At 63.1% G+C, this 21,319-nt stretch carries 22 protein-coding genes; 7 read left to right on the top strand and 15 right to left on the bottom strand.

Features of this window, described 5'->3' with window-relative positions; all coding sequences use genetic code 11:
• Positions 1–2: 2 nt before the first annotated feature.
• The 4 genes from BGP00_RS18020 to galE form a co-directional block, all read right to left on the bottom strand.
• On the bottom strand, positions 3–668 hold the full coding sequence (locus BGP00_RS18020; RefSeq protein WP_292691414.1) for a peptidylprolyl isomerase: 666 nt from the start codon (positions 666–668) through the stop codon (positions 3–5).
• A 258-nt stretch (positions 669–926) separates the two neighbouring features.
• Positions 927–1,544, bottom strand: a complete 618-nt coding sequence (locus tag BGP00_RS18015) for an HAD family phosphatase (RefSeq protein ID WP_292691644.1) — start codon at positions 1,542–1,544, stop codon at positions 927–929.
• Positions 1,545–1,686: 142 nt separating this feature from the next.
• Positions 1,687–1,812, bottom strand: coding sequence for a type B 50S ribosomal protein L36 (gene ykgO / locus BGP00_RS18010; protein ID WP_054122357.1), 126 nt, complete (start codon positions 1,810–1,812; stop codon positions 1,687–1,689).
• A gap of 71 nt (positions 1,813–1,883) precedes the next feature.
• A complete protein-coding gene (gene galE / locus BGP00_RS18005; protein ID WP_292691417.1) occupies positions 1,884–2,903 on the bottom strand; it encodes a UDP-glucose 4-epimerase GalE in 1,020 nt (339 codons plus the stop codon).
• Between the two features lie 189 nt (positions 2,904–3,092).
• Between galE and BGP00_RS18000 the strand changes: the two genes are divergently transcribed.
• From BGP00_RS18000 to BGP00_RS17990, 3 genes are read left to right on the top strand one after another with little or no spacing between them, the layout of a single operon-like run.
• Entirely contained in the window at positions 3,093–3,800 is a 708-nt protein-coding gene (locus BGP00_RS18000) for a hypothetical protein (protein ID WP_292691419.1), read from the top strand.
• A 44-nt stretch (positions 3,801–3,844) separates the two neighbouring features.
• A complete protein-coding gene (locus BGP00_RS17995; RefSeq protein WP_292691421.1) occupies positions 3,845–4,441 on the top strand; it encodes a DUF4136 domain-containing protein in 597 nt (198 codons plus the stop codon).
• Between the two features lie 23 nt (positions 4,442–4,464).
• Positions 4,465–5,601 carry a M14-type cytosolic carboxypeptidase gene (locus BGP00_RS17990; RefSeq protein ID WP_292691423.1) on the top strand — a complete coding sequence of 379 codons (1,137 nt, stop codon included), beginning with the start codon at positions 4,465–4,467 and terminating at the stop codon, positions 5,599–5,601.
• Positions 5,602–5,614: 13 nt separating this feature from the next.
• Here the strand turns inward: BGP00_RS17990 and BGP00_RS17985 are convergent, their stop codons facing one another.
• Positions 5,615–6,052: a MarR family transcriptional regulator gene (locus BGP00_RS17985; protein WP_168605005.1), complete on the bottom strand. Its 438-nt coding sequence runs from the start codon at positions 6,050–6,052 to the stop codon at positions 5,615–5,617.
• A 149-nt stretch (positions 6,053–6,201) separates the two neighbouring features.
• Here BGP00_RS17985 and BGP00_RS17980 point away from each other — a divergent pair, with 149 nt between their 5' ends.
• The gene (locus BGP00_RS17980; protein ID WP_292691425.1) at positions 6,202–7,899 is read left to right on the top strand and encodes an acyl-CoA dehydrogenase; all 1,698 of its coding nucleotides are present in this window, start codon (positions 6,202–6,204) and stop codon (positions 7,897–7,899) included.
• Positions 7,900–8,161: 262 nt separating this feature from the next.
• Here the strand turns inward: BGP00_RS17980 and BGP00_RS17975 are convergent, their stop codons facing one another.
• From BGP00_RS17975 to BGP00_RS17955, 5 genes are all read right to left on the bottom strand, one after another.
• A complete protein-coding gene (locus BGP00_RS17975) occupies positions 8,162–8,635 on the bottom strand; it encodes a MarR family transcriptional regulator (protein ID WP_168605003.1) in 474 nt (157 codons plus the stop codon).
• Positions 8,636–8,708: 73 nt separating this feature from the next.
• Positions 8,709–9,779, bottom strand: a complete 1,071-nt coding sequence (locus BGP00_RS17970; protein ID WP_292691427.1) for an amidohydrolase family protein — start codon at positions 9,777–9,779, stop codon at positions 8,709–8,711.
• 37 nt (positions 9,780–9,816) lie between these two features.
• On the bottom strand, positions 9,817–10,482 hold the full coding sequence (locus tag BGP00_RS17965) for a DUF2490 domain-containing protein (protein WP_292691429.1): 666 nt from the start codon (positions 10,480–10,482) through the stop codon (positions 9,817–9,819).
• 127 nt (positions 10,483–10,609) lie between these two features.
• Positions 10,610–12,037, bottom strand: a complete 1,428-nt coding sequence (locus tag BGP00_RS17960) for an NAD-dependent succinate-semialdehyde dehydrogenase (protein ID WP_292691431.1) — start codon at positions 12,035–12,037, stop codon at positions 10,610–10,612.
• Entirely contained in the window at positions 12,034–13,437 is a 1,404-nt protein-coding gene (locus BGP00_RS17955; protein ID WP_168604999.1) for an MFS transporter, read from the bottom strand. Before BGP00_RS17955 ends, BGP00_RS17960 begins: the two co-directional genes overlap by 4 nt.
• A gap of 175 nt (positions 13,438–13,612) precedes the next feature.
• On the opposite strand from BGP00_RS17955, the gene BGP00_RS17950 reads away from it, so the two are divergent.
• Genes BGP00_RS17950 through BGP00_RS17940 form a run of 3 tightly spaced genes read left to right on the top strand, consistent with a single transcriptional unit; the run spans position 13,613 to position 15,341 of the window.
• Positions 13,613–14,515, top strand: coding sequence for an SDR family NAD(P)-dependent oxidoreductase (locus BGP00_RS17950; protein WP_292691433.1), 903 nt, complete (start codon positions 13,613–13,615; stop codon positions 14,513–14,515).
• Complete coding sequence (locus BGP00_RS17945; protein ID WP_292691435.1) at positions 14,512–14,907, top strand: VOC family protein; 396 nt, start codon at positions 14,512–14,514, stop codon at positions 14,905–14,907. Before BGP00_RS17950 ends, BGP00_RS17945 begins: the two co-directional genes overlap by 4 nt.
• A 38-nt stretch (positions 14,908–14,945) precedes the next feature.
• Positions 14,946–15,341, top strand: coding sequence for a hypothetical protein (locus tag BGP00_RS17940; RefSeq protein ID WP_292691437.1), 396 nt, complete (start codon positions 14,946–14,948; stop codon positions 15,339–15,341).
• Here BGP00_RS17940 and BGP00_RS17935 read toward each other — a convergent pair.
• The 5 genes from BGP00_RS17935 to BGP00_RS17915 form a co-directional block, all read right to left on the bottom strand.
• Positions 15,338–16,003 carry an alpha/beta hydrolase gene (locus BGP00_RS17935; protein ID WP_292691439.1) on the bottom strand — a complete coding sequence of 222 codons (666 nt, stop codon included), beginning with the start codon at positions 16,001–16,003 and terminating at the stop codon, positions 15,338–15,340. The two genes, BGP00_RS17940 and BGP00_RS17935, sit on opposite strands and share 4 nt — an antisense overlap.
• Positions 16,004–16,287: 284 nt before the next feature.
• The gene (locus tag BGP00_RS17930; protein WP_292691441.1) at positions 16,288–17,694 is read right to left on the bottom strand and encodes an aminomethyl transferase family protein; all 1,407 of its coding nucleotides are present in this window, start codon (positions 17,692–17,694) and stop codon (positions 16,288–16,290) included.
• 146 nt (positions 17,695–17,840) lie between these two features.
• A complete protein-coding gene (locus tag BGP00_RS17925) occupies positions 17,841–18,617 on the bottom strand; it encodes a glutathione S-transferase family protein (protein WP_292691443.1) in 777 nt (258 codons plus the stop codon).
• Positions 18,618–18,645: 28 nt separating this feature from the next.
• On the bottom strand, positions 18,646–19,518 hold the full coding sequence (locus tag BGP00_RS17920) for an amidohydrolase family protein (RefSeq protein WP_292691444.1): 873 nt from the start codon (positions 19,516–19,518) through the stop codon (positions 18,646–18,648).
• A gap of 263 nt (positions 19,519–19,781) precedes the next feature.
• Positions 19,782–21,293, bottom strand: coding sequence for an aldehyde dehydrogenase family protein (locus tag BGP00_RS17915; protein WP_292691447.1), 1,512 nt, complete (start codon positions 21,291–21,293; stop codon positions 19,782–19,784).
• Positions 21,294–21,319: the final 26 nt, after the last annotated feature.

The following is a 21,319-nucleotide window of genomic DNA, read 5'->3' as shown; positions in this document are numbered from 1 at the left end:
GATCAGGGCGCAACCACCCGCCGCACGCTGATCACCTTGACCGGCTGGGCGAGCATTTCCCCCTTCATGGCCCCCTCGCCCGCATTGGGATCGACCGGCTGATCCCAGATCTTGCGCACCACATCCATGCCCGACACCACATGGCCAAAGGCGGCATATCCGGCCTGAACTTCCGGATCGGCGGATTGCGGATTGGCGTCCAGCCCGTCAATGTCGGACAGCAGGATCGAGAAATCCCCCGTCGCCGTCCCCGGCGCGAGACGCGCCAGTGAAATCGCCCCGGCCTTGTGCAGGACGCCGGTCTGGCTGGTCGGTTCATGAGCAATGGGCGGGAAGATCTTGCGCGGATCGCCGCGCGTACCGGCCTGAATCAGGCCATTGGGCTGCTCGCCCCATTTCAGATGCATGGCGCGGTAAAACACGATCCCGTCAAAGCGCTTGTTATCGACATAGCGCATGAAATTGGCCGTGCTGATCGGGGCATGCTTGCCGTCCAGCTCCAGCGTGATGACGCCCAATTCGGTGGTCATCGCCACGGTCTCGGTGTCATGCAAAGGCTGGGGCGGGACTTCCTTGACCGCCGCCGGTTTGGGCGGAGCCTTGCGCGCGGGGGCGGCATAGGCGGGGGTGGCGATAAGGGCGGCGGCGAGGGCGAATCGGAGGAGCATGGGAGGGAGGTTAAAGGGTTAGTGATGCGGGGGTCCAGACCCTCGCGTTCCCGTTGCTGTCTTTGTTGCGAATCGGGTTCAGACGCCATGTTTGAATGTTGAAGCCAGCGGCCCGGCCAAGTCATCCCTATCCGCGCCGCAGGCTTTCAAGCATCAGCGTCAAACACCACGCCCCCCAAGCCAAACACTCACCCCATTAACGGGATTGCAAAGGGCCCCCGCCCTTTGCCCGCCGGAGGCAAACTTCCCTGCCGCCTGTTACAACAACCCCCGCCCCCGCAAATCCGCCTCCAGCGCCTCGGCCCCATCGACGAAATGATGCACATGCCACCCTAGCGCCTGCGCAGTGGCGATATTGTCGGCATTGTCGTCGATGAAGAGCATATCGCCCGGCGCATGGCCGAAACGCTGGGCGGCAAGGTCGAAGATCGCCGCATCGGGCTTGATCATGCGCTCATGCCCCGACACCACAATGTCGCGGAAATGGTCGAGCACCGGGAAAGTCGGGCGGAACATCGCCCATGCATCGACGCCGAAATTGGTGATCGAATAGAGCGGCACACCCCGCGCATCCAACGCGCGCACGATGTCATGGGTGCCGTCAATGGGCCCGGGCACGCATTCCAACCAGCGCGGCGCATAAAGTTCGATCAATTCGCGCTCTTCGGGATATTCCTGCGCCAGTTCCTCGATCATCTCGGCAAAGGGTTTGCCCGCGTCATGCTGGGCATGCCACTCCTCGCTGACCACTTCGCGCAGGAACCATGCGAGCCGGTCCGCGTCAGGGATCAGCTTTTCATACAGACCCGCGATTCGCCATTGGACCAGCACCCGGCCAATATCGAACACCACCACATGAGGCTGCTTCTCGCTCATCATCTTCTCCGATTCGCCCTGATTCGCGCCGAACAGGGCCCAGACGCAGCAAGCCCGCCATCGCGCTGGGCGGTGGCGGGCTTGCAAGCTTACCCGTGGCAGGCAGGGAACCCGGAGGAACCCAATGCCGACCGCGTATCAATTAGCCCTGGCGAGCCTTGAAACGCTTTTGGGTCTTGTTGATGACATAGGTGCGGCCGCGACGGCGGATCACGCGGTTATCCCGGTGACGGTCCTTCAGCGACTTGAGGCTGTTGCGAATCTTCATGACAAATCCCTTTGCCCGAACCGACCGGGCCGAAAATTGAACCGCGCCGATAGGCTGCGCGTGTGGCAAAGTCAACCTTCGCCGCGAATTTCCGTCAGCCTGCGTTCCCACGCCAGAGCATGGCTGACAATCACGTCGAGATCGGCATAGCGCGGCACCCAAGGCACGGTGGCCTTGATGCGCGCGTTGTTCGAAATCAGCGAATCGGGGTCGCCCGCGCGGCGCGGCTGCATCACGCGCCGGATGGTGCGATTGGTCGCCCGGTCCACCGCGTCCAGCACATCGAGCACCGAGAAGCCGCGACCATAACCGGCATTCATCGTCAGCGAACGCTGCGGCTGGGCAATCAGCGCCTCCAGCGCCAACACATGGGCATCGGCCAGATCGGAAACGTGAATGTAATCGCGCACGCCCGTGCCGTCAGGCGTCGCGAAATCGGTGCCGAACACGCCCACGCTCTCACGCTTGCCCAGCGCGGCCTCGACCGCCACCTTGATCAAATGGGTCGCGCCCGCCGTCGATTGCCCGGTGCGCGCATCCGGGTCCGCCCCGGCCACGTTGAAATAGCGCAGCGCGCAATAGTTCATCGGATGGGCAGCCGCGACATCCTTGAGCATGATCTCGGTCATCAGCTTGGACATGCCATAGGGGTTGATCGGAACCTTGGGCATATCCTCCTCAACCGGCGAAACCTCGGGGATGCCATAGGTGGCCGCGGTCGAGCTGAAGATGAAATGTTTGACGCCGCCCTTGACCGCCGCCTCGATCAGGGCGCGGCTCTTGGCGGTGTTATTGTGATAATATTTCAGGGGATTTTCCACCGATTCGGGCACAACCACCGATCCGGCAAAATGCATGATCGCGCAGATTCCCTGTTCGGCGATGATTCGGGCGATCAGTTCGCCATCCTCAATATCGCCCTGATAAAAAGCGACGCCATCGGGCACGGCAAAGCGGAATCCGGTGACCAGATTGTCCACCACGGCCACTTTCCAGCCTGCGTCCTTCAACGCCAGTACGGCGTGACTGCCAATATAACCCGCCCCGCCGGTAACAAGGACGGGAAGCTTTCCGATCGTTGTGTCTGTCATGGGTGTCGTCTCTAGCATGATCCATTGGACATGGGACTAAATTCTGCGCCATTTTCATCGCAATCCTGCGACAATTTCGCAGACACAAGGACAAACAGGTTCATCATCGGGCAAGCTATGGCCGCCTAGCCTGAGGCCCAAGGGGCATACATTCCATCGCCATTGCTGCACAGAAAGTCGCACACTGCCATGAAGCCGACCATTTACGGAAAAATGCCCGCCGCCAGCCTTGGCGCTGCCCTGCTTGCCGTTCTTGCCCTGTCCACGCCCGCCCATGCCCAGCCCGGCTGGGGCGGTATGGGGGGCTGGGGCGGCTATGGCGGCGGTTTTGGCGGATCAGGCCGCTATTCGGCCCCGCGCGATGACCGCGAAGGCCGGGTGGACGCCGAAAGGTTTCTGGCCGATGGCGCCATTCCGCTGCTGGGCCATGGGCGCATCACCTTGCGCACCATGCCCGGCACCACCGCTTCGGACCGCGAGCAGGCCACCTTCGAGGCGGCCGTTGTCGATCAACTGGCCAAGGCGGGCTATGACACCGCAGGCCCGGACGGCGATGGCGGCCAGATCGTCGAGATCACCGTGGTGCGCGATCAGTTGGAACCCGCCGAGGAAAAGCGCAACCCGATCTCGGGCAGCGCCATGATGGGTGTATCCAATCGCGGCTCGATGATGGGCCTCTCCCTTGCCTATGACGCCACCAAGCCGCGCGGCGCTCTGGTGATGACCAATATGGAAATCCGTATCCGCGACCGCGCCTCGGGCAAGGCGCTGTATGAGGCCCGCGCCCGCATCGCCACGCGCGAAGGCACCAAGGCGGCCAGCGACGATGCCGTCTCGGTGCGTCTGGCCGGCGCGCTGTTCGAGCGCTTCCCCTCCTCCTCGCTGGCGTCACGCTGATTCGCCTCTTGCATGATCGCGCGCATGGGGCCACCACCGGCCCCATGATGCGCTTTATCAAGTCACTCGCGCCGCTGATGCTGCTTTCCGGCGGCATAATTTCGGGATGTGCCGTGCCGGTCGGTCCGGTCGAGGTGTCGCGCTTCCATGTCGCCGATGCCTCGCCGCTGGGCCATGGCACGATTGCGGTGGTGCCCGGCCCCGGCATGGATGGGTCCAGCCTCGAATTGCAATCCTATCAGATTGCCGTCGAGCGCGAATTGTCCGCGCTGGGCTATACCGCCGCCCCGCCCGACAGCGCGGATCAGGTCGCGGCGATCCGCCTTGTGCGGACAGCCCTGACCGAGAGCCGCAGCCCGGTAGGCGTCAGCCTGGGCGCATCGGGCAGCAATTACGGCAGCGGCGCCGGGGTGGGCATTTCCATCCCCATCCGCACCGGTTCGGGCCAGAGCACCGCCACCGACCTCATCGCCGTGATCCGCGACCGCGCCAGCGGCAAGGCCCTGTGGGAGGGCCGCGCCAGCTTTACCGTCTCGGCCACATCGCCGCTGGCCCAGACCCAACTGGCCGCGCCCAAGCTGGCGCAGGCCTTGTTCTCCGGCTTTCCCGGCCAATCGGGCGAAACCATCCGCGTCCCCTGATCCGCCTTCCTTAGAGTATATCCATGAGCGAATTTGCCATCCACATCGATTCGGCCTTTGATTCGGGCAATATTGAAGTGCGCGCCATTCATGGCGCCACCGCCACGCTGGCCATCCGCCGCGATGCGCACAGCGACTTTTTCCAATGGTTTCACTTCCGCGTTTCGGGCGCGGCGGGGCGCGAGCTGGTGCTGCGCATCACCGGGCTGAACGGGGCGGCCTATCCCGGCGGTTGGGAAGGCTATCGCGCCTGCGTATCCGAAGACCGCGACTATTGGGGCCGCGCCGACACCACATGGGACCCGCAGACCGAAAACGGCACGCTGACCATCACCTATACGCCCGAGAGCGAGGTCTGCTGGTTTGCCTATTTCGCGCCCTATTCCATGGAGCGCCACCACGACCTGATCGCGCAGATCGCCGCCGAGCCGGGCGTCATCTATCGCCGCCTCGGGCAAAGCCTCGATGGCCAGGCCATCGACTGCCTGACCATGGGCCATGGACCGGTGCAGATCTGGCTGCAGGCGCGCCAGCATCCGGGCGAGAGCATGGCGCAATGGTGGATGGAAGGGGCGCTGGATGCGCTGACCGATCCGGCCAATCCGCATGGGCGGTTGCTGCGCCAGCGGGCCACGGTGCATGTCGTGCCCAACGCCAATCCCGACGGATCGCGCCGGGGCCATTTGCGCACCAATGCGGCGGGGGTGAACCTGAACCGCGAATGGCATGATCCCACGCCGGACCGCAGCCCCGAGGTTTTGGCCATCCGCAATGCGATGGATGAAACCGGCGTGGCCCTGTGCATGGATGTGCATGGCGACGAGGCGATCCCGCATGTCTTCATCGCCGGTTTCGAAGGCATCCCCTCCATCACCGAGACGCAACTGGCGTCATACCATCGCTATCTGGCGATTCTGGACGCGCAGACGCCAGATTTCCAGACCAGCGCGGGCTACCCCATCGCGCCTGCGGGCCGGGCCAATCTGACCATGGCCACCAACCAGATTGCCGAGCGGTTTGGCGCGGTGGCGATGACGCTGGAAATGCCCTTCAAGGACCACAACGACCTGCCCTGCCCCGATCAGGGGTGGAGCCCGGAACGCAGCGCACAATTGGGCCGCGACTGCATCGCCGCGCTGGCCCAGTGGGTTATGGCTTAAGGCGGATTATGGCTTAGTCCCCTTCGATGGCGGCTTCTGCCGATTGCCAGAAGGCATGCAGAACCGCCATCGCCTGTTTGCGCAAAGGCGCGGGCACGCCCTCCATCAGCGTTTGCTCATAGCCGTCGATCACAGTCATGACCTGCGTATGCAGCGCCTCGCCCTCGGCGCTCAGGTAAAGCCCCTGCGACCGGCCATCGACCCGCTGGCGGTCGATCAGGCCCCGCGCCTCCAGCCGCGAAACGATGGGCACCATATTGGCCCGCTGAATATCGAGGATACGCCCCGCCTCGCTCTGGGTAATGCCCGGTTGCCCGTTCAGCAGCATCAGCAGACTGGCATCGACATGGCGCAGCGTGAGCGCCGACAGGCGCCGATTAAGCCCGGCCAGCGCCGCCGAGGAGGCCCGGCGCAGCACATAGCCGGGAAGATTTGCCAAAGGATCGTTCATAACAATCTTTCGTGAAGCCCGCGAAGGCCGATGGCAAGGGGGGCGTGCAACAAAAATCCGCACCACGTGCGATTTTTAGACCATGGTGGCGATTGGCAGGCCCGTGCATTAATGTTATGCATGATAACAGAATTAGACGAGAGGACCGCATGGATATCACCGCCACCATCGCACGCCATCTGGCCATCAGCCCCGGTTGGGATGCGCTTTTGGCCACAAGCGAATCCTGCGCACAGGCCAGCGAGGACATGATTGCCGAGATCCTCGGTTCGGCGGGCCGCTTTGCGCTGGAGCGTCTGGCGCCCCTGAACGCCGCGGCCGATGTTGCGGGGTGCAAACTGGTCGATGGCCGCGTCCTCACCGTGCCCGAACACAAGGCCGCATGGTCGGAATTTTGCGAAGGCGGCTGGCTGATGCTCGACGCCTCGCCCGAGATCAGGGGCATGGGCCTGCCCACGGCGCTGGGCAATGCGGTGCAGGAAATGATGGACCGCCACTGCCCCGCCTTTGGCATGATGCCCGTGCCCAGCCGGGCGGGGGCGCGGCTGATCCATGCCTTTGCCGATGATGCGGTGCGCGAGGCATGGCTGCCGGGCCTGATCGACGGAACCATCGGCGCCACCATCTGCATTTCCGAACCCGATGCGGGCAGCGATGTGCGCCGCCTTCGCACGCGCGGAGAAAAGCAGGCCGACGGCACATGGCGGATCACCGGCGAGAAATGCTGGATCAGCTTTGGCGATCAGGACCTGACGGGCGCGATTGCCCACCTCCTGCTGGCCAAGACCGCGCCCGATGGACAAGCCCCCAGCCCCAAGGACCCGATCAGCCTGTTCCTCGTCCCCTCGGTCGAACATGGCGCGCGCGCGCCGATAGTCGTGCGCCGGATCGAGGAAAAGCTGGGCCTTCATGCCTCGCCCACCTGCGTGATGGGCTTTGAAGGGGCGCCCGCCTATCTGCTGGGCGAAATGGGGCGCGGGCTGCCGCAGCTCTTCGTGATGATCACCAACATGCGCCTGGCCACCGGGGTGATGGGCCTTGCCGTGGCCAGCCGCGCCGCCGAAATCGCCTATGGCTATGCGGCCGAGCGGCGGCAGGGCGGCAATGGGCCGCAGCCGGTCACGATCAACACCCATGCCGATGTGCAGGCGCAATTGCTCTCGCTCTCGGCGCGGGTCGAGCCGCTGCGCGGGCTGATCTTTGCCACCGCCAATGCCGCCGATCTGGCGCGCTTTACCGATGATGCGGCGGTGCGGGCGCATAATGAGGCGCTGGCCGGGTGGCTGCTGCCCATCGTCAAAACGCTGGGCGGCGAGACGGGCTTTGGCGTGGCCTCGGATGCGCTTCAGGTGCTGGGCGGCGCAGGCTACACCCGCGAATGGCCGGTCGAGCAGGGGTTGCGCGATGCCCGCGTCCTCACCGTGTTTGAAGGCACCACCGGTATGCAGGCGCAGGATATCACCCTGCGCCGCCTGCGCGCACCGGGCGCGGCGGGATACCATGCGTTTTTGCAGGCCGCGCGCGAGGATGCCACCCGCATCGACCATGCCGGTTTCAACGCAGCGCTCGACACATTCACCGCCACCGCCGAGGCCCTGATCGCCGCCGATCCAGCGGTAGCCGAGGCAGGCTCCACCCCCTTCCTGACGCTGGCGGGCGTGGTCGCCACCGGCTGGATCGCGGCGCGGCTGATCGCGGCGGAGGCGGGTGATCCGTTGTCGCGTCAATTGGCCGCAGCGGGGCGCTATGCGCTGGCCGATATTGCGCCGCGGGCGACTCTGGCCGGCGCGCAGGCCTTGATGGCGGCGGAGCGGGTGGCCGGGTTTAGGGTGATGGTGGAGGATTGAGGTTTGCCTCTTTTTGCCTCCGGTGGGCAAAGGGACTCGTCCCTTTGCAATCCCGTTAATGGGGTGGTGGTTGGTTGGCGGCGGGGCGTCCGCTTGCCATGTTTGAAAGCCTGCGGCGCGGAGAGTTCACGCTAGAAAGCGCCGCAGGCTTTAATATCCCAACGCCGCGTCCGATTCCTAACGACGAACCCATAGCGCGACGCAGACAGTAACGGGAGCGCGAGGGTCTAGACCCTCGCATTCTAAACTCCCTTAAAACCCCTCACTCATGCAACCGCGTCAGCAACTCGATCAACACCGCCACTTCCCGCGCGGTGTATCGCGACTTCAACCATTCCTCATGCGCGCGGATGGCCTCTTTTGCCGTTGCCAGCATCGCCTTGCCCGCCACGGTCAGGTGCAGCGTCTGCTTGCGCCCATCGGTGTCGGACTTGCCGCGCTGCAACAGGTCGCGCGCCTCCAATCGGTTGACGATGGCCATGGTGGTGGCCCGGTCCATCCGCATACGTTGCGCGAGTCCGGTTTGCGCGATGCCGGGGTGGTCATCCACCAGCCACAGCACCGAAACCTGTTTCTGCGTCAGGTCCAGTTCGGCAAAGGTCTCGGTAAAGTGGCGATAGACCGCGCCATGGGCAAGGCGCAGGTGAAACCCCACGATGTCGCGGATTTCGCCGATATCGTCGGCATCTTCCCCCGGAGGGGTGGTTTTCACCAGCGTTTCCTTGACTTTTGCCATGCCCCTGCGCTTGCCCCTTTATCTGCGCCTGCATAAGTGGCTGGGCCTTGCGGCTAACGCAAGGCCCCCACGCCTACAGTTTGAACCAGCGGCGCGCGTTATCCTCAAAGAACTTGCGTTTTGTGGCAAAATTCATGGCCATATTGTCCATATCGACCACTTCGCGCGCCTCGTACTGATACGGATAGTCCATGGCATACATCACGCGATCCTCGCCCATCACCTCCTGGGCAAACTTGATCGCCGGTTCCCACGCCATGCCCGAATTGGTGATCAGCACGTTGCTGCGCATGTATTCGGCGATGGTCTTTTTCAGCGGTTTGAGGCGTTCATAGCGCTGCGAACGCACGCCCGCCTGATGCATGTAATCCAGCCGATAGAGCCAGTAGGGCAGCGCCTCACCCATGTGCCCGACCATGATCTGAAGGGTGGGATAGCGGTCGAAAATGCCCGTGGTGATAAGGCGCAGCAGATGCATCCCCGTTTCCACGCCAAAACCGAACACCGCGCCGTCCAGCCCCGCCTCCAGCACCGGCCCGATCATGCTGTCGGGCAAGGTGGCGGGATGGATATAGAGCGGCTGATCCACCTCGACCAGCGCGCGGAAGATCGGATCAAACTGCGGCTCGTCCAGATAGTGCCCCTGCGTGTGGCTGTTGATCTGGCATCCCTTGAAGCCCCATTCGCGCGCGCCGCGCAGGATTTCCTGCGCCGACCATTCCGGGTCCTGCGGCGCCACCGCCGTCATGCCGACAAAGCGGGTGGGATATTTCGCGCAGGCAGCAGCAAGCGCCTCATTGGCCCGCCGCGCCACGCCCTTGGCCTCCTCCACGTCAAGAATCGGCTGCACGCCGGGACTGGTCAGCGCGAGGATCGCCACGTCGATCCCGGTCGCATCCATATCGGCAATCCGCTGTTCGCCCAAATCGAGCAGGCGCTCCATGATCTGGGTCGCGCGCGGCGAAGGGCTTTGCGCATAAAAGCCCCACAGGCTGACCATGCCCTTGTCCGCCGTGCCATCGCGGATCATGCGCAAAAAGATGTCCACCTGCTCACGCGTGGCAAAGGCTTCCTCGGTGGCGATGCGCAGATAGCCGCGCTCGCCGCCGGTGCGCAGGGGGTGGAGATGGGGTTGATCGCTCATTCTGGGCTGCTCCTCTTTCCCGACAGCCCGGCGCCCCTTATCGGTTGATGGTGATGGCCAGGCTGATAATGTGATTCATCCGGTCGGCCTTTGCGTCGCGCGCAATATATTGGCCCATATATCCGGTCTCGATGGCGAAACCGCGCGCCACGGGCACGGCGATCCCGCCAAACAGGCGCAATTGGTCGAAGCCGGCCTTCTGGCCCCATGTGGTCCGATTGAAGGCAAAGAACGGCTCGGCCGTGCCCACCAGCGCAAGGCCCTTGCCGATGGGAAGGGCGCCTCGCACCTGCTGCCGCATCCGCCAGCCGACCTCGCCCGAACCCTCTACAAAGCGCTGCTCCAGACGGGTGCGCCCGGTGATTGCGCCGTTCTTGCCCGCGTCCAGAATGCTGAAATTGGCCTGCTGAAACAGGCGATGTTCGTCCAGCACCTTGGCCCCCAGATTGTCGGTGCGGACATAGGCATAGCCGCCGAACACGCTGGTCTTGGGGTTGATGCGATAGCCGATCGCCTGACGCAGCAGGACCTGTCCGGCGCGGCTGTGGGTGTCGGTAATGCGCGCCTGATAGTCGAAATTGACGACCGCCCGGCCCCCCAGCCCCACCATGCCATGCACGGCGGCCCATGTCTGCGTATCCTCCTCGGCGGCATGGGCCATGGGCGCCAAAAGGAGCAGAGGCAGGGACAACAGAAGCTTCATGGCAAAATCTCGCAAACAGGGGGAGGCCATCGCGGCCTCCTCCCGTTGCGGGGGCGGCATGACGCTGGGCCACGCCGCTTACCTCGCCTGTTTTGCTCAACTGTTGCTGGGCCATGACAAAGGGCAATTATCCTTCGTGGATCGCCTTGGTGACAAGGCAGGCCTGAAGCCCCTCCGGTCCGTCCTCGGCGCCGTGGCCGGACCATTTGACGCCGCCAAAGGGCGAATCCGCCGCGCCGATGGCCACCGTGTTGATGCCCACCATCCCGGCCTCCAACTCACGCGCCAGACGCTTTTGCCGTGCGGCATCCTGCGTCCAGCAATAGGCGGCCAAGCCATAGGGCAGCCGGTTGGCCTCCGCGATCATGGCCTCCTCGCCCGCCATCGGGTTGATGATGGCGACGGGGCCAAAGGGCTCCTCATTCATGATGCGGGCGCTCAGCGGCACTTGCGAAATCACGGTGGGTTCAAAGAAGAAGCCCTGATTGCCGATCCGCTTGCCGCCCGCGTTCAATTTCGCGCCCGCCGCCACCGCATCTTTCACCAAGGCCTCGATGGCCTCCGGGCGGCGCGGGTTGGCCATCGGCCCCATGCGGCTGCCCTCGTCCATGCCATCCCCCACGGTGATCGCCTTGGCGCGCTCGGCAAAGCCATCATGGAAACGCTCGAACACGCTTTCCTCGACAAGGAAGCGCGTCGGGCTGACGCAGACCTGACCCGCGTTGCGATATTTGTGGCCCACAGCAATATCGAGCGTACGCTCGATATCCGCGTCGGCAAAGACCAGCACCGGCCCATGCCCGCCCAGTTCCATCGTCGTGCGGATGCAATTGTCCGCCGCCAGCTTGGCCAGATGCTTGCCCACCACGGTCGAACCGGTGAAGGAGAGCTTGCGGATCACCGGGCTGGCCAGCAGATGGCGGCTCACCTCATCAGGCACGCCGAACACCACCTGCGCCACCTGCGGCGGCAGGCCCGCATCGAGCAAAGCCTGAAGCACGGCCAGCGCGCTGGCGGGCGATTCTTCGGCCGGCTTCAGGATCACGCTGCAGCCCGCCGCGATGGGCGCGCCCAATTTACGCCCCGGATTGCCGATGGGGAAATTCCACGGCGCAAAAGCCGCCACCGGCCCCACCGGCTCATAGGTGACGGTCGAGCGCATGCCATCGGGGCGCGGCAGGGTGCGGCCATAGATGCGCCCCACCTCTCCTGCATAGAAGTTGAACAGGCCCGCCACCATCATCACCTCGATGCGGGTTTCGGCCAAAGTCTTGCCCTGCTCCAAAGTGGCGGTGCGGGCGATCTCCTCCTGGCGCTGAACCAGCAGGCCCGCCGCGCCCGCCAGCACGGCGGCGCGCTGCTGGGGCGTGGATTTGCGCCAGATGCGAAAGCCCTCATCCGCCACGGCCAGCGCGCGGTCGAGATCGGCAACATCGGCCAGCGGCAATTGCCCGATCACCGCCCCGGTGGCGGGGTTCAGCACGGCATGGGTGCGGCGATGGGCGATACCCACCTTTTCGCCGCCGATCACCATGGAGAGTTCAGGATAAGTCATTGCGTTTCCTTGTCGAGCAAAGCCAGCGCGTCGGCATAGGGCCGGATCGCGCGGCTGATGATGTAGGCCGCAGGCGGGCTGAGCAAGGCCCCCGACAGCGCCAGCGCTTTCCACACATCGCCGTCATGGCCGAACACGTGGTCGGTGAAAAAGCCGATCAGGAAGGGGCCCAGAGCGCCCACGGCGGTGAACATCATCAGGTAAAGGCCCGTCACCTGCCCGCGCATCTGGTTGGGGGTAATTTCCTGAATGACCAGATTTTGCGGCACGGCCGAGGCAATGCCCAGCATTCCCGACAGCATAGAGCAGGTCAGCGCCAACCAAGGATTGGGCATCATCGGCCCCAGAATGGCCAGCGGCGCGACCCCGCAAAAACAGATCGTGACGGCGCGGACATTGGCGTCACGATAGCGCCGCGCCAGCAATTTGATCAGCATCGGCCCCAGCAGCAGCCCGGCAATCTGACCTGCCAGCATGAACATCGGCGCGCGCGTGGCGATCTCCACCTCGCTCCAGCCATAGGTGCGCTTGTAGAAAGGCACCATCCATGCGGGCGCCGCCATGGCATGGGCGGCCGAAAAGCCCAGCCCCAGAAACAGCGGGCCATAGACCGCGCGGCGGCGCCAGATCTCCGAAATCACCGCCCGGATCGGCAGCGGCTTGCCCCCCTCGATCACGCCCCGGCGCGGCGGTTCGGGCACCATCAGCAGCAGCACGCAGGCCACCACGCCCGGCAGCGCCAGCATCATCAGCACATATTTCCACCCATGGAGCGTGGTGCCCATGAAAGGCGTTTCGGGCAGGCTCATCGCCAGCGCCAGCAGCTTGCCCGCGATGACAAGGCCGATCGTGCTGCCGCCGATAAAGCCCAGTTGCAGCACGGCGAAAGGCCAGCGCCGCTTTTCGGGCGGAAAGAAATCGGCCAGCATCGAGTAAGACCCCGGCGCATGGGCCCCGCCGCCCGCGCCCACCAGCATCCGGGTGAAGGCCAGAGCCATAAAGGTGCTGGTAAACCCGCCCGCCGCATTGAGCAGCGCGATCAGCAGCGCGCCGATGGCCAGCACATATTTGCGCGGAAAAATATCCGAGCAGCGCGACAGCGGCAGCATCACCACCATATAGAACACGACATTGACCGGCCCCTGCAGCAGGCCGATGGCGGTGTTCGACAGGCCGAACTCGGTTTTGATCTGTTCGATCAGCAGGCCAAAAGCCGCCGAATCGAAGAAGTTGAGAAACGTGGCAAAGATGATGACCGAGAGCGCAAACCACGCCGCCCCGGCGCTGGGCCACGGCTCGTCACGCGCGGCCACGGCAAGGTGATGGGCGGCGGCCTCCTGGGCATCCACGCCATGATTGAGTTCGGCGGCCATATCGGGCCCGCTCATAGAAACTGCCATATGCACCTCTCCCGTGCCTGCCCCCGATTGGCGAGGGGCGATTTCGCGCTGGATCTTTACAGCGCATGTTTTGTATGTGTTAGATACAATGCATAGCGAGCCGCTTGGCAAGCCCCAATCGGCATGGCCACGATAAAAAGATGGCGCGACGCGCGCGGGCGAGAGGATAAAGCCGATGATTGATTTTGCAGGACGCACCGCTTTTGTCACCGGCGGCGCGAATGGCGTGGGGCTGGGCCTGGTGCGCGCGCTGCTGGCGCGCGGGTGCCGGGTGGCCATCGCCGACATTCGTGAGGAATCCATCGCATTGGCGCTGGCCACGCTGGACAATGCCGAGGTGATGGGCGTTCAGGTGGATGTTTCCAGCCGCGAAGGCATGGCGGCGGCGGCCGATGAGGTCGAGGCGCGCTTTGGTCCGGTCTCGCTGCTGTTCAACAATGCGGGCATCAACCTGTTTCAGACCATCGAGGATTCAAGCTGGTCGGACTGGGATTGGGTGATGGGGGTGAACCTGCATGGGGTCATCAATGGCGTGATGACCTTTGTGCCGCGCATGATCGCGGCGGGCAACGGTGGCTATATCGTCAACACCGCCAGCATGGCCGGATGGCTGGCATCAGGCGCGCCGGGGATTTACAACACCACCAAATTCGCGGTGCGCGGCATGTCGGAGTCGCTGCGCTACAGTCTGGCCAAGCATGGCATCGGCGTGTCGATCCTGTGCCCCGGTCTGGTGAAAAGCTACATCTATGCCAGCGACGATGTGCGCCCCGCCGGATTGATGGAGGGGGCCAAGCCGGTCGACCATGCCGCCATCGAGAGGTTGGCAGGCGCGCATCAGGCCGGGATGGAACCGGATGTGATCGCCGAGCGGGTGATGCAGGGCATGGAGGACAACCGGACCTATATCTTCAGCCACCCCGAATTCCGCGAGGAAGTGGCCGAATTGTTCGAGGAATATCTGGCCGATTTCCGCGACTATGCGGAGGATCCGGGCTTTGAACAGCGCCTCGGCTTCGAGAAATTCCGGCGCGAGCGATATAAGGAAGCGCGCGAGGCAGCGAGGAAAGCGACGTGATTCTGGCGCTCGACCATGTGAACATCATTACGGCGGATCTGGAAGGGTCCGCCCGCTTCTATGCGCAGGTCTTTGGGCTGGAGCGGCGCGATGGGCCGCCTCCCCTCACCCCGCAGACCGGGCAGTGGATGTACGATGGCGCCGGACGCGCGGTGATCCACCTCAACAGTCTGAACGCACCGCGCGCCTATGACCGCGATATTGCGCCGGGGCCGACGGGTGCGCTGCATCACGTGGCGTTGAGTTGTCAGGGCCATGAGGCAATGATCGCGCGGCTGGAGGCGGCGGGGCTGGATTATCAGCGCAATTTCGTCGCCGCCATCGGCCTGCGCCAGATCTTTGTGCGCGATCCGAATGAGGTGCTGTTTGAATTGAATTTCTTTGGCGATTAGGCTGGACGCAGGCAGACGATTGCATCACCTTTTGTCCGATGCGCACCAACCTTGAATTCCGCTCCTCCACCCTGATGGCCAATCCGCCCGAGGATGAGCCGCAGGGTGAGGCCACCGCTCGCTTTCTGGCCGAGCGATTGCCCGCGCATGGGTTCGAGGTCGAAAAGGTCCATGCCGAGGACTGGGGCTGGCGGATCCAGATCCACAATGAGGCATTCCCATTGTGGATCGGTTGCGGATTTTATCCCGAATATCCCGATGGCGTCCTGTGCTTTATCGAACCGTCCAGGCCCTTCCTGCGCCGCTGGTTTCGCAAGATCCCCACGCAGGCAACAACCGAAAAACTGGCCGACGCGCTGGAACGGATCGTTGCCGACAGCGGGCTGGCGCAGGACCTGCGCTGGTGGAGCGAGAAAGAAAACGCGCGGGGTTAGGCCCCCAGCAGGATCTTGACCACCTGCTCGCGCTGACCATTCATCACGTCATGGCCGCAATCGGCCTCGTGATATTCCCATGCGGCATCGTCTTTGATCCGCGCGGCGAACTTGGGGAAAGGCGAAGGCTTCCACCCCGTGGCCAGCACATAGATGCGCCGCGCGATCTTGGCCTCCTCGCCGGTAAAACGCACGCCTTCCAGCAGGGTCAGCAGAGGGTGACGCGAGAGCTTGCGGCCCATCTCGCCAATGATCGGCGCGACAAGGCCGGGGGTGAATTTCTGCGTGTCGATATAGTGGCGATGCTCATACTCGCTGGTAATGTCCCACAGCGATTGGCCATCCTCGGGCAGAAACGCATCGAGATAGACAATCGTCTCGATTCGAGCGCCCAGCCGCGTGGCCGTGCCCGTAATCACCATGCCGCCATAGGAATGGCCCACCAGCACGAAACGGTCGAAACCGGCCTCCTCCACCGCCGTGCAGACATCGCTGACGTGATCGGAGAGCGTGATGCCGGGGTGCAGCTCCTCGCGCCTTTCGCCAAGGCCGCGCAGTTCCACCACGACCGCCCGGTGGCCCGCCGCGCGCAGATCCTCGGCCAGCCCCTGATGCGACCAACCGCCGGCCCATGCGCCATGCACCAGAACATAGTCGGTCATCGTTTCAGGGCCTCTCGGATTTGTTTTTTAAGGGGGAAGAGAGAATGCGAGGGTCTAGACCCTCGCGCTCCCGTTACTGTCTTTGTTGGGCCATCGGTTCGACACTGGATGTCGGACGCGATGTTTGAATGACAAAGCCTGCGGCGCTTATGGCGCAAGTCCGCCGCGCCGCAGGCTTTAAAAATATGCCAGACCAGCACCCCCGAACGAACAACCCGCAACCCCATCATGGGATTGCAAAGGGACGAGTCCCTTTGCCCGCCGGAGGCACCAAAAGCCCGAAATCAGGCCGTCACGCTCGTGCGCCAGCCTTCGGCATAGTTTTCACGCGCCACGCGGCTGTAAGGCACCGGCGAGACGATGCAACGCACAGCCAGTTGCTTGTGGGGTTCGACGGTGGTCTTGCGGGTGCCGCCGTTTTCCTCGCCCCAGATCACGTGCAGTTCGGTGCCGACGGGGATGGCCGGGTCGATGGTGGCCAGCGAGAGCGCCTGCTTTTCATTGTACGAGAAGCCGGTGAACATCGAGAGGCCCACGGTCTTGCCATCGGCATCGACCACGCGGTCGTAGTTCGACGAGGCATAGTTGGCCAGCGGCACGTCGAAGAACTTGTAGGCTTCGCCGTCCGGGTTGAACATCGAGGCCATGATCTTGGCCATGTCTTCCGGATGCCAGGCCAGCGTCACCTTCTTGCGCTGCTCGGCGGGGTTCAGCTTTTCCAGAGCTTCGCGGCCGTGGAATTCGTGGTCGAACTTCACGAACGAGCCATAGCCCAGCTCCCACGGGTTGAGGTAATAATCCTCGATGTTGTCCGAAACGAACGAACCGCCGATCGAGCCGGTGGCTTCATACGAATCGGCGCCCAGCCATTCGCGGAAACCCTTCATCTTTTCGCCGGTGTAGATCGCGGGCAGCGGCGAGGGAATCCAGCCCGATTCCAGCGTGTTGGACGGATAGGCGCGGCTGCCGCAAGCGATCAGGCCGAATTCCTTGCCCGCTTCGAGGATGGCGGCGCGGATTTCTTCCTGCTCGGCATAGGGGCCCCAGATTTCAAGGCCCGGCGCGCCCGACATGCCGTGGCGCAGCGTGCGCACGGTCTTGCCCGCGATGTTCATCGTGGACATGTTGAAGAACTTGAGCTGTTCGAGCGGACCGCCATGCAGCTTTTCGATCACGGCCCATGCGTTGGGGCCCTGGATCTGGAAGCGCCATTCCTTGCGGCTGACAGGCTTGCCCATCGGGCGCATCGGCGAACGGTCGTCCAGCTCGATTTCGCAGTCATAGCCGCCGGTCGCGGCGTGATAGCGCAGCCAGTTCGAGGCGGGCGCGCGGCCGACATAGGTGAAGCTTTCTTCTTCTTCCCAGAAGATGATGCCGTCGCCGATCACATGGCCATAGGGCGTGGTCGGAACGTACTGCTTCGCCTTGTTGACGGTCCAGCCCTTCGAGCTGTTGATCATCGTGTCGGACAGCAGCTTGTGCGCGTCCTTGCCACGGATATAGAGGTTCACCATGTGGTGCGACTGATCGAACAGCACGGCGCTGTGCTGCCATGCCCACTGTTCAGAGCGCCAGTTGGAAAATTCGGGCGCCACGACCGGATAGACATAAGCGCCAAGCTGCGAATTGCGCAGCATTTCAACGATGTTGTCGGTGCCAGCCAGCACCTGTTCAAGATTTTGAGCGGCCATGGTGGTTCCTCTCTCCTCAAAGGTTTGTTTGCTCTTGCCCCTTTAGCATAGCAAATTTTGTAAGCTACACAAACTAAATTCTATGAGCGCAATTGATCCGCATGCCCTTTGCGCAGGTTCGAAACGATCAGCCTATCGGGCACCCATCAACGCGCATGGCCCGTCCATGTGCGCAGACCCGGCGCGGTGCGATCCTCGCCCGCCAAGGCGCGGGCCACCGCCGGGCGCGCCGTCATCCGGTCGCGCCATTCGACCAACCGGGGACAGCGCCGAGCGATCTCCATATCGGGGAACATGCGCTCGACCATCATCCCGCAATGGCTGTAGAAATTGATATCGGCCAGCGTATAGGCATCGCCCGCCAGCCATGCCGTTTCGCCCAACTGGCGCTCGACCTTGTCCACCGCATATTCGATCTTGGCGGTCGCATGGGCCAGATCGCCTTCCGAAAATCCGCTGCGCGCGGTGGCCCATTTCTTGCGCTGATCGGGCAGCGGAATGCTTTCGAGCAGCTTTTCGAATTCGCCCGATTCGATGTTGCGCGCGATGATGCCCACCATCCGGTGCCAGCCATGCATCGAGACGAAATTCATCACATGCTCGTCGACGAACTTGTTCCAATAACGCATCCGTGCCGCGCCCACCGGATCGCGCGGGCGCAAGGGGCCGCTGTCGGGCTGATCCTCGGGAAAGGCGTCTTCAAGATATTCGTTGATGACGGTGGTATGCGTGATGATCGCGCCGTCATGGTCGAGCACCGGCACTTGACCCTCGGGATTGATGGCGGTGAACCACGGTTGATGCTGTTCGAACTTGTGCAGGTCAACGTAGACGCTTTCCCAATCCAGCCCCTTTTCGATCAGCGGGATCATGGATTTCAGGGAATTGGCCGCCGGTTCGGCATGGTAATATTTCAACGCCATCGTTCTCTCCTTCTCCGGCGTCCTGCCTTCAGACCAAGCCCAAAAGCCGCGCCGCATTGTCCTTCATGATGCCGGGCAGAACCTCCTCGCGGAAACCCACGCCGCGCGCCGCATCCAGCCACTTGTCCGGGTGGATCAGCGGGAAATCGCTGCCGAACAGCATCTTCTTGCGCAGTTGCGTGTTGGCATACTGGATGATCTGGGGCGCGAAATATTTGGGGCTCCAGCCCGACAGGTCGATGTAAACATTGGTTTTATGCAGAGCCATCGACAGGCTTTCATCCACCCAGGGCCATGACGGATGGGCCAGAATGATCTTCATATCGGGAAAATCCACCGCCACATCATCGACCAGCATCGGCTGACCATATTTCAGCCGCACGCCGCCGCCGCCACGCATCCCCGTGCCCATGCCCGAATGGCCGGTGTGGAAAATCGCGGGCAGCTTGTAGTGGTTGATGATCTCGTAAATCGGATAGCCGACCTGATCGCCGGGATTGCAGCCCTGCATGATATGGTGGAATTTGAAACCCTTAACTCCGCAATTCTCGACCAGATCGCGTGCCTCGCGTGCGCCCATCTTGCCCTTGTGCGGGTCGATGCTGGCAAAAGGGATGCAGATGTCATCATGCTTGGCGGCAAATTCGGCAATCTCGAAATTGGAAACCCGCTTGGCGCCGATATGGCTCTCGCAATCCACCGTGAACAGGCAGAAGGCAATCTGCGCCTCGCGGTAAAGCTCGACGATTTCGGGCATCTTGGGGCGTTCGCGCGGTGCCTTGAAATAGGCGCTGGCCGCGTCGAAAAACTGGCCCATCACCGGGTCCTCCGGGTCGTGGCATGAAACCTCGGCATGGACATGAACATCAATGGCGCGGATTTTTGTAAGGTCGATGGGCATGATTTGATGTCCAAAAAGAGAGAGAAATGCGAGGAACTCGTCCCTCGCGCTCCCGTTACTGTCCTTGTTGCGTATCGGGTTAGGCGTTGTGTGTCGGACGCAGCGTTTCAAATACAAAGCCTGCGGCGCTATTGGCGCTACTCCACCGCGCCGCAGGCTTTACAGATAATCGGCATCACGCCGCCCAGCAGACCGAACACAACCCCATTAACGGGATTGCAAAGGGCCCCGCCCTTTGCCCGCCGGAGGCAAAAACCCTTAAATCACAATTTCACAATCACCGACTTGGTTTCGAGATAGGCCTCGATCCCCGCCCGGCCCTGCTCCCGTCCGATGCCGCTTTCCTTGTATCCGCCAAAGGGCAGCGCCACATCGATCATGGCGTGACAATTGGCCCACACGGTCCCTGCCTTGATCCTGCTGGCCAGCTTGTGCAGCGTCGAGGCGTCCTTGGTCCACACGCTGGCGGCAAGGCCGAACTGGGTGTTGTTGGCTTCCTTGACCACCTCGTCGAGGTCGTCGAAACGCTGAGCCACGACAACCGGGCCAAAGATTTCCTCGCGCACCACGCTCATCTGCGGGTTCACATTCACCAGCATGGTGGGGTTGACGTAATAGCCATCCGCACTGGGCGCATCGCCGCCCATAGCGACGCTGGCGCCATCGCGCTTGCCCGCCTCGATATAGCCCATCACGCGGTCGAACTGTTCCTGCGAAACCAGCGGCCCCATATGCGCGGAAGGGTCCAGCGAAGGGCGCGGAGCCCAGAAAGGCGCAGTATTTGCAATGCCTTCAACCACCTGATCGAACACCGATTTATGCGCGTAAAGCCGCGAGCCCGCCACGCAGACCTGACCCGAATTGAAGAAGATCGCGCCCGCCGCCCCCGGCGCCGCCTCGGCCACATCCACGTCCGGCATCACCACCACCGGCGATTTCCCGCCCAGCTCCAGCGTCACATGCTTGAGCGTATCGGTGGCATTCTTGTTGATCAGCTTGCCGATTTCGGTCGAGCCGGTGAAGGCCACCTTGTCCACATCGGGATGCTTGACCAGACGGTCGCCCGAGACATGGCCATAGCCGGTGATCACATTGACCACGCCCGCCGGAATGCCGCTTTCCGCAATCAGATCGGCCAGCCGCAGCGCGGTCAGCGAGGTCTGCTCGGCAGGCTTCAAAATGATCGTGCAGCCCGCCGCCAGCGCCGGACCGATCTTGAGACAGGCCATCAGCAACGGGAAATTCCACGGCACGATCTGGGCGCAGACGCCCACCGGCTCCTTGACCGTATAGGTGAAGAAAGCGCCGGTCGGCAGCGTATAGGGCGGCGTGGTTTCCCCACCTACCTTGGCGGCAAACCCGGCCATATAGCGGATGTGGCTGACCGCGCCGGGCACGTCGATGGCGCCCGCCATGGTCTTGGGCTTGCCATTGTCGATGGCTTCCAGCTCGGCAAATTCCTCGGCATGGGCCTCGATCAGATCGGCCAGCCGCAGCATGATCTTTTCGCGCGCGATGGGCGCCAGACCACTCCACCGGCCATCGTCAAAGGCGGCGCGCGCGGCGGCCACGGCCCGGTCGGTATCGGCCAGGCTGGCGTCCACGATCTGGCTGACGACCTTGCCCGAGGAAGGGTCCTCGACATCGATCAACTCGCCATGGCTGGAGGCCACCCATTCGCCATTGATGAACAGGGCGGGCTTGCGCGACAGGGACTTTTGCGCCGCCGCCGAATAGGCATGCTGCTGATAGGAAACAGTGGTCATATCATTCATGGCCTTGATCCTCTCTCTCCTGCACG

This window comes from Novosphingobium sp. 63-713 (assembly GCF_001898925.1).
Classification (GTDB): domain Bacteria; phylum Pseudomonadota; class Alphaproteobacteria; order Sphingomonadales; family Sphingomonadaceae; genus Novosphingobium.
This window is presented reverse-complemented; position numbering and strand designations above follow the sequence as displayed.

What these genes read in the sequence shown, in the direction of transcription:
- galE (WP_292691417.1), bottom strand. Translation starts at nt 2,903, where the DNA reads ATGACAGACACAACGATCGGAAAGCTTCCCGTCCTTGTTACCGGCGGG.
- BGP00_RS17990 (WP_292691423.1), top strand. Translation starts at nt 4,465, where the DNA reads ATGAGCGAATTTGCCATCCACATCGATTCGGCCTTTGATTCGGGCAAT.
- BGP00_RS18020 (WP_292691414.1), bottom strand. Translation starts at nt 668, where the DNA reads ATGCTCCTCCGATTCGCCCTCGCCGCCGCCCTTATCGCCACCCCCGCC.
- BGP00_RS17925 (WP_292691443.1), bottom strand. Translation starts at nt 18,617, where the DNA reads ATGGCGTTGAAATATTACCATGCCGAACCGGCGGCCAATTCCCTGAAA.
- BGP00_RS17965 (WP_292691429.1), bottom strand. Translation starts at nt 10,482, where the DNA reads ATGAAGCTTCTGTTGTCCCTGCCTCTGCTCCTTTTGGCGCCCATGGCC.
- BGP00_RS17995 (WP_292691421.1), top strand. Translation starts at nt 3,845, where the DNA reads ATGATGCGCTTTATCAAGTCACTCGCGCCGCTGATGCTGCTTTCCGGC.
- BGP00_RS17935 (WP_292691439.1), bottom strand. Translation starts at nt 16,003, where the DNA reads ATGACCGACTATGTTCTGGTGCATGGCGCATGGGCCGGCGGTTGGTCG.
- BGP00_RS17960 (WP_292691431.1), bottom strand. Translation starts at nt 12,037, where the DNA reads ATGACTTATCCTGAACTCTCCATGGTGATCGGCGGCGAAAAGGTGGGT.
- BGP00_RS18000 (WP_292691419.1), top strand. Translation starts at nt 3,093, where the DNA reads ATGAAGCCGACCATTTACGGAAAAATGCCCGCCGCCAGCCTTGGCGCT.
- BGP00_RS17950 (WP_292691433.1), top strand. Translation starts at nt 13,613, where the DNA reads ATGATTGATTTTGCAGGACGCACCGCTTTTGTCACCGGCGGCGCGAAT.
- BGP00_RS17915 (WP_292691447.1), bottom strand. Translation starts at nt 21,293, where the DNA reads ATGAATGATATGACCACTGTTTCCTATCAGCAGCATGCCTATTCGGCG.
- BGP00_RS17930 (WP_292691441.1), bottom strand. Translation starts at nt 17,694, where the DNA reads ATGGCCGCTCAAAATCTTGAACAGGTGCTGGCTGGCACCGACAACATC.
- BGP00_RS17980 (WP_292691425.1), top strand. Translation starts at nt 6,202, where the DNA reads ATGGATATCACCGCCACCATCGCACGCCATCTGGCCATCAGCCCCGGT.
- BGP00_RS17970 (WP_292691427.1), bottom strand. Translation starts at nt 9,779, where the DNA reads ATGAGCGATCAACCCCATCTCCACCCCCTGCGCACCGGCGGCGAGCGC.
- BGP00_RS17985 (WP_168605005.1), bottom strand. Translation starts at nt 6,052, where the DNA reads ATGAACGATCCTTTGGCAAATCTTCCCGGCTATGTGCTGCGCCGGGCC.
- ykgO (WP_054122357.1), bottom strand. Translation starts at nt 1,812, where the DNA reads ATGAAGATTCGCAACAGCCTCAAGTCGCTGAAGGACCGTCACCGGGAT.
- BGP00_RS18015 (WP_292691644.1), bottom strand. Translation starts at nt 1,544, where the DNA reads ATGAGCGAGAAGCAGCCTCATGTGGTGGTGTTCGATATTGGCCGGGTG.
- BGP00_RS17920 (WP_292691444.1), bottom strand. Translation starts at nt 19,518, where the DNA reads ATGCCCATCGACCTTACAAAAATCCGCGCCATTGATGTTCATGTCCAT.
- BGP00_RS17955 (WP_168604999.1), bottom strand. Translation starts at nt 13,437, where the DNA reads ATGGCAGTTTCTATGAGCGGGCCCGATATGGCCGCCGAACTCAATCAT.
- BGP00_RS17975 (WP_168605003.1), bottom strand. Translation starts at nt 8,635, where the DNA reads ATGGCAAAAGTCAAGGAAACGCTGGTGAAAACCACCCCTCCGGGGGAA.
- BGP00_RS17940 (WP_292691437.1), top strand. Translation starts at nt 14,946, where the DNA reads ATGCGCACCAACCTTGAATTCCGCTCCTCCACCCTGATGGCCAATCCG.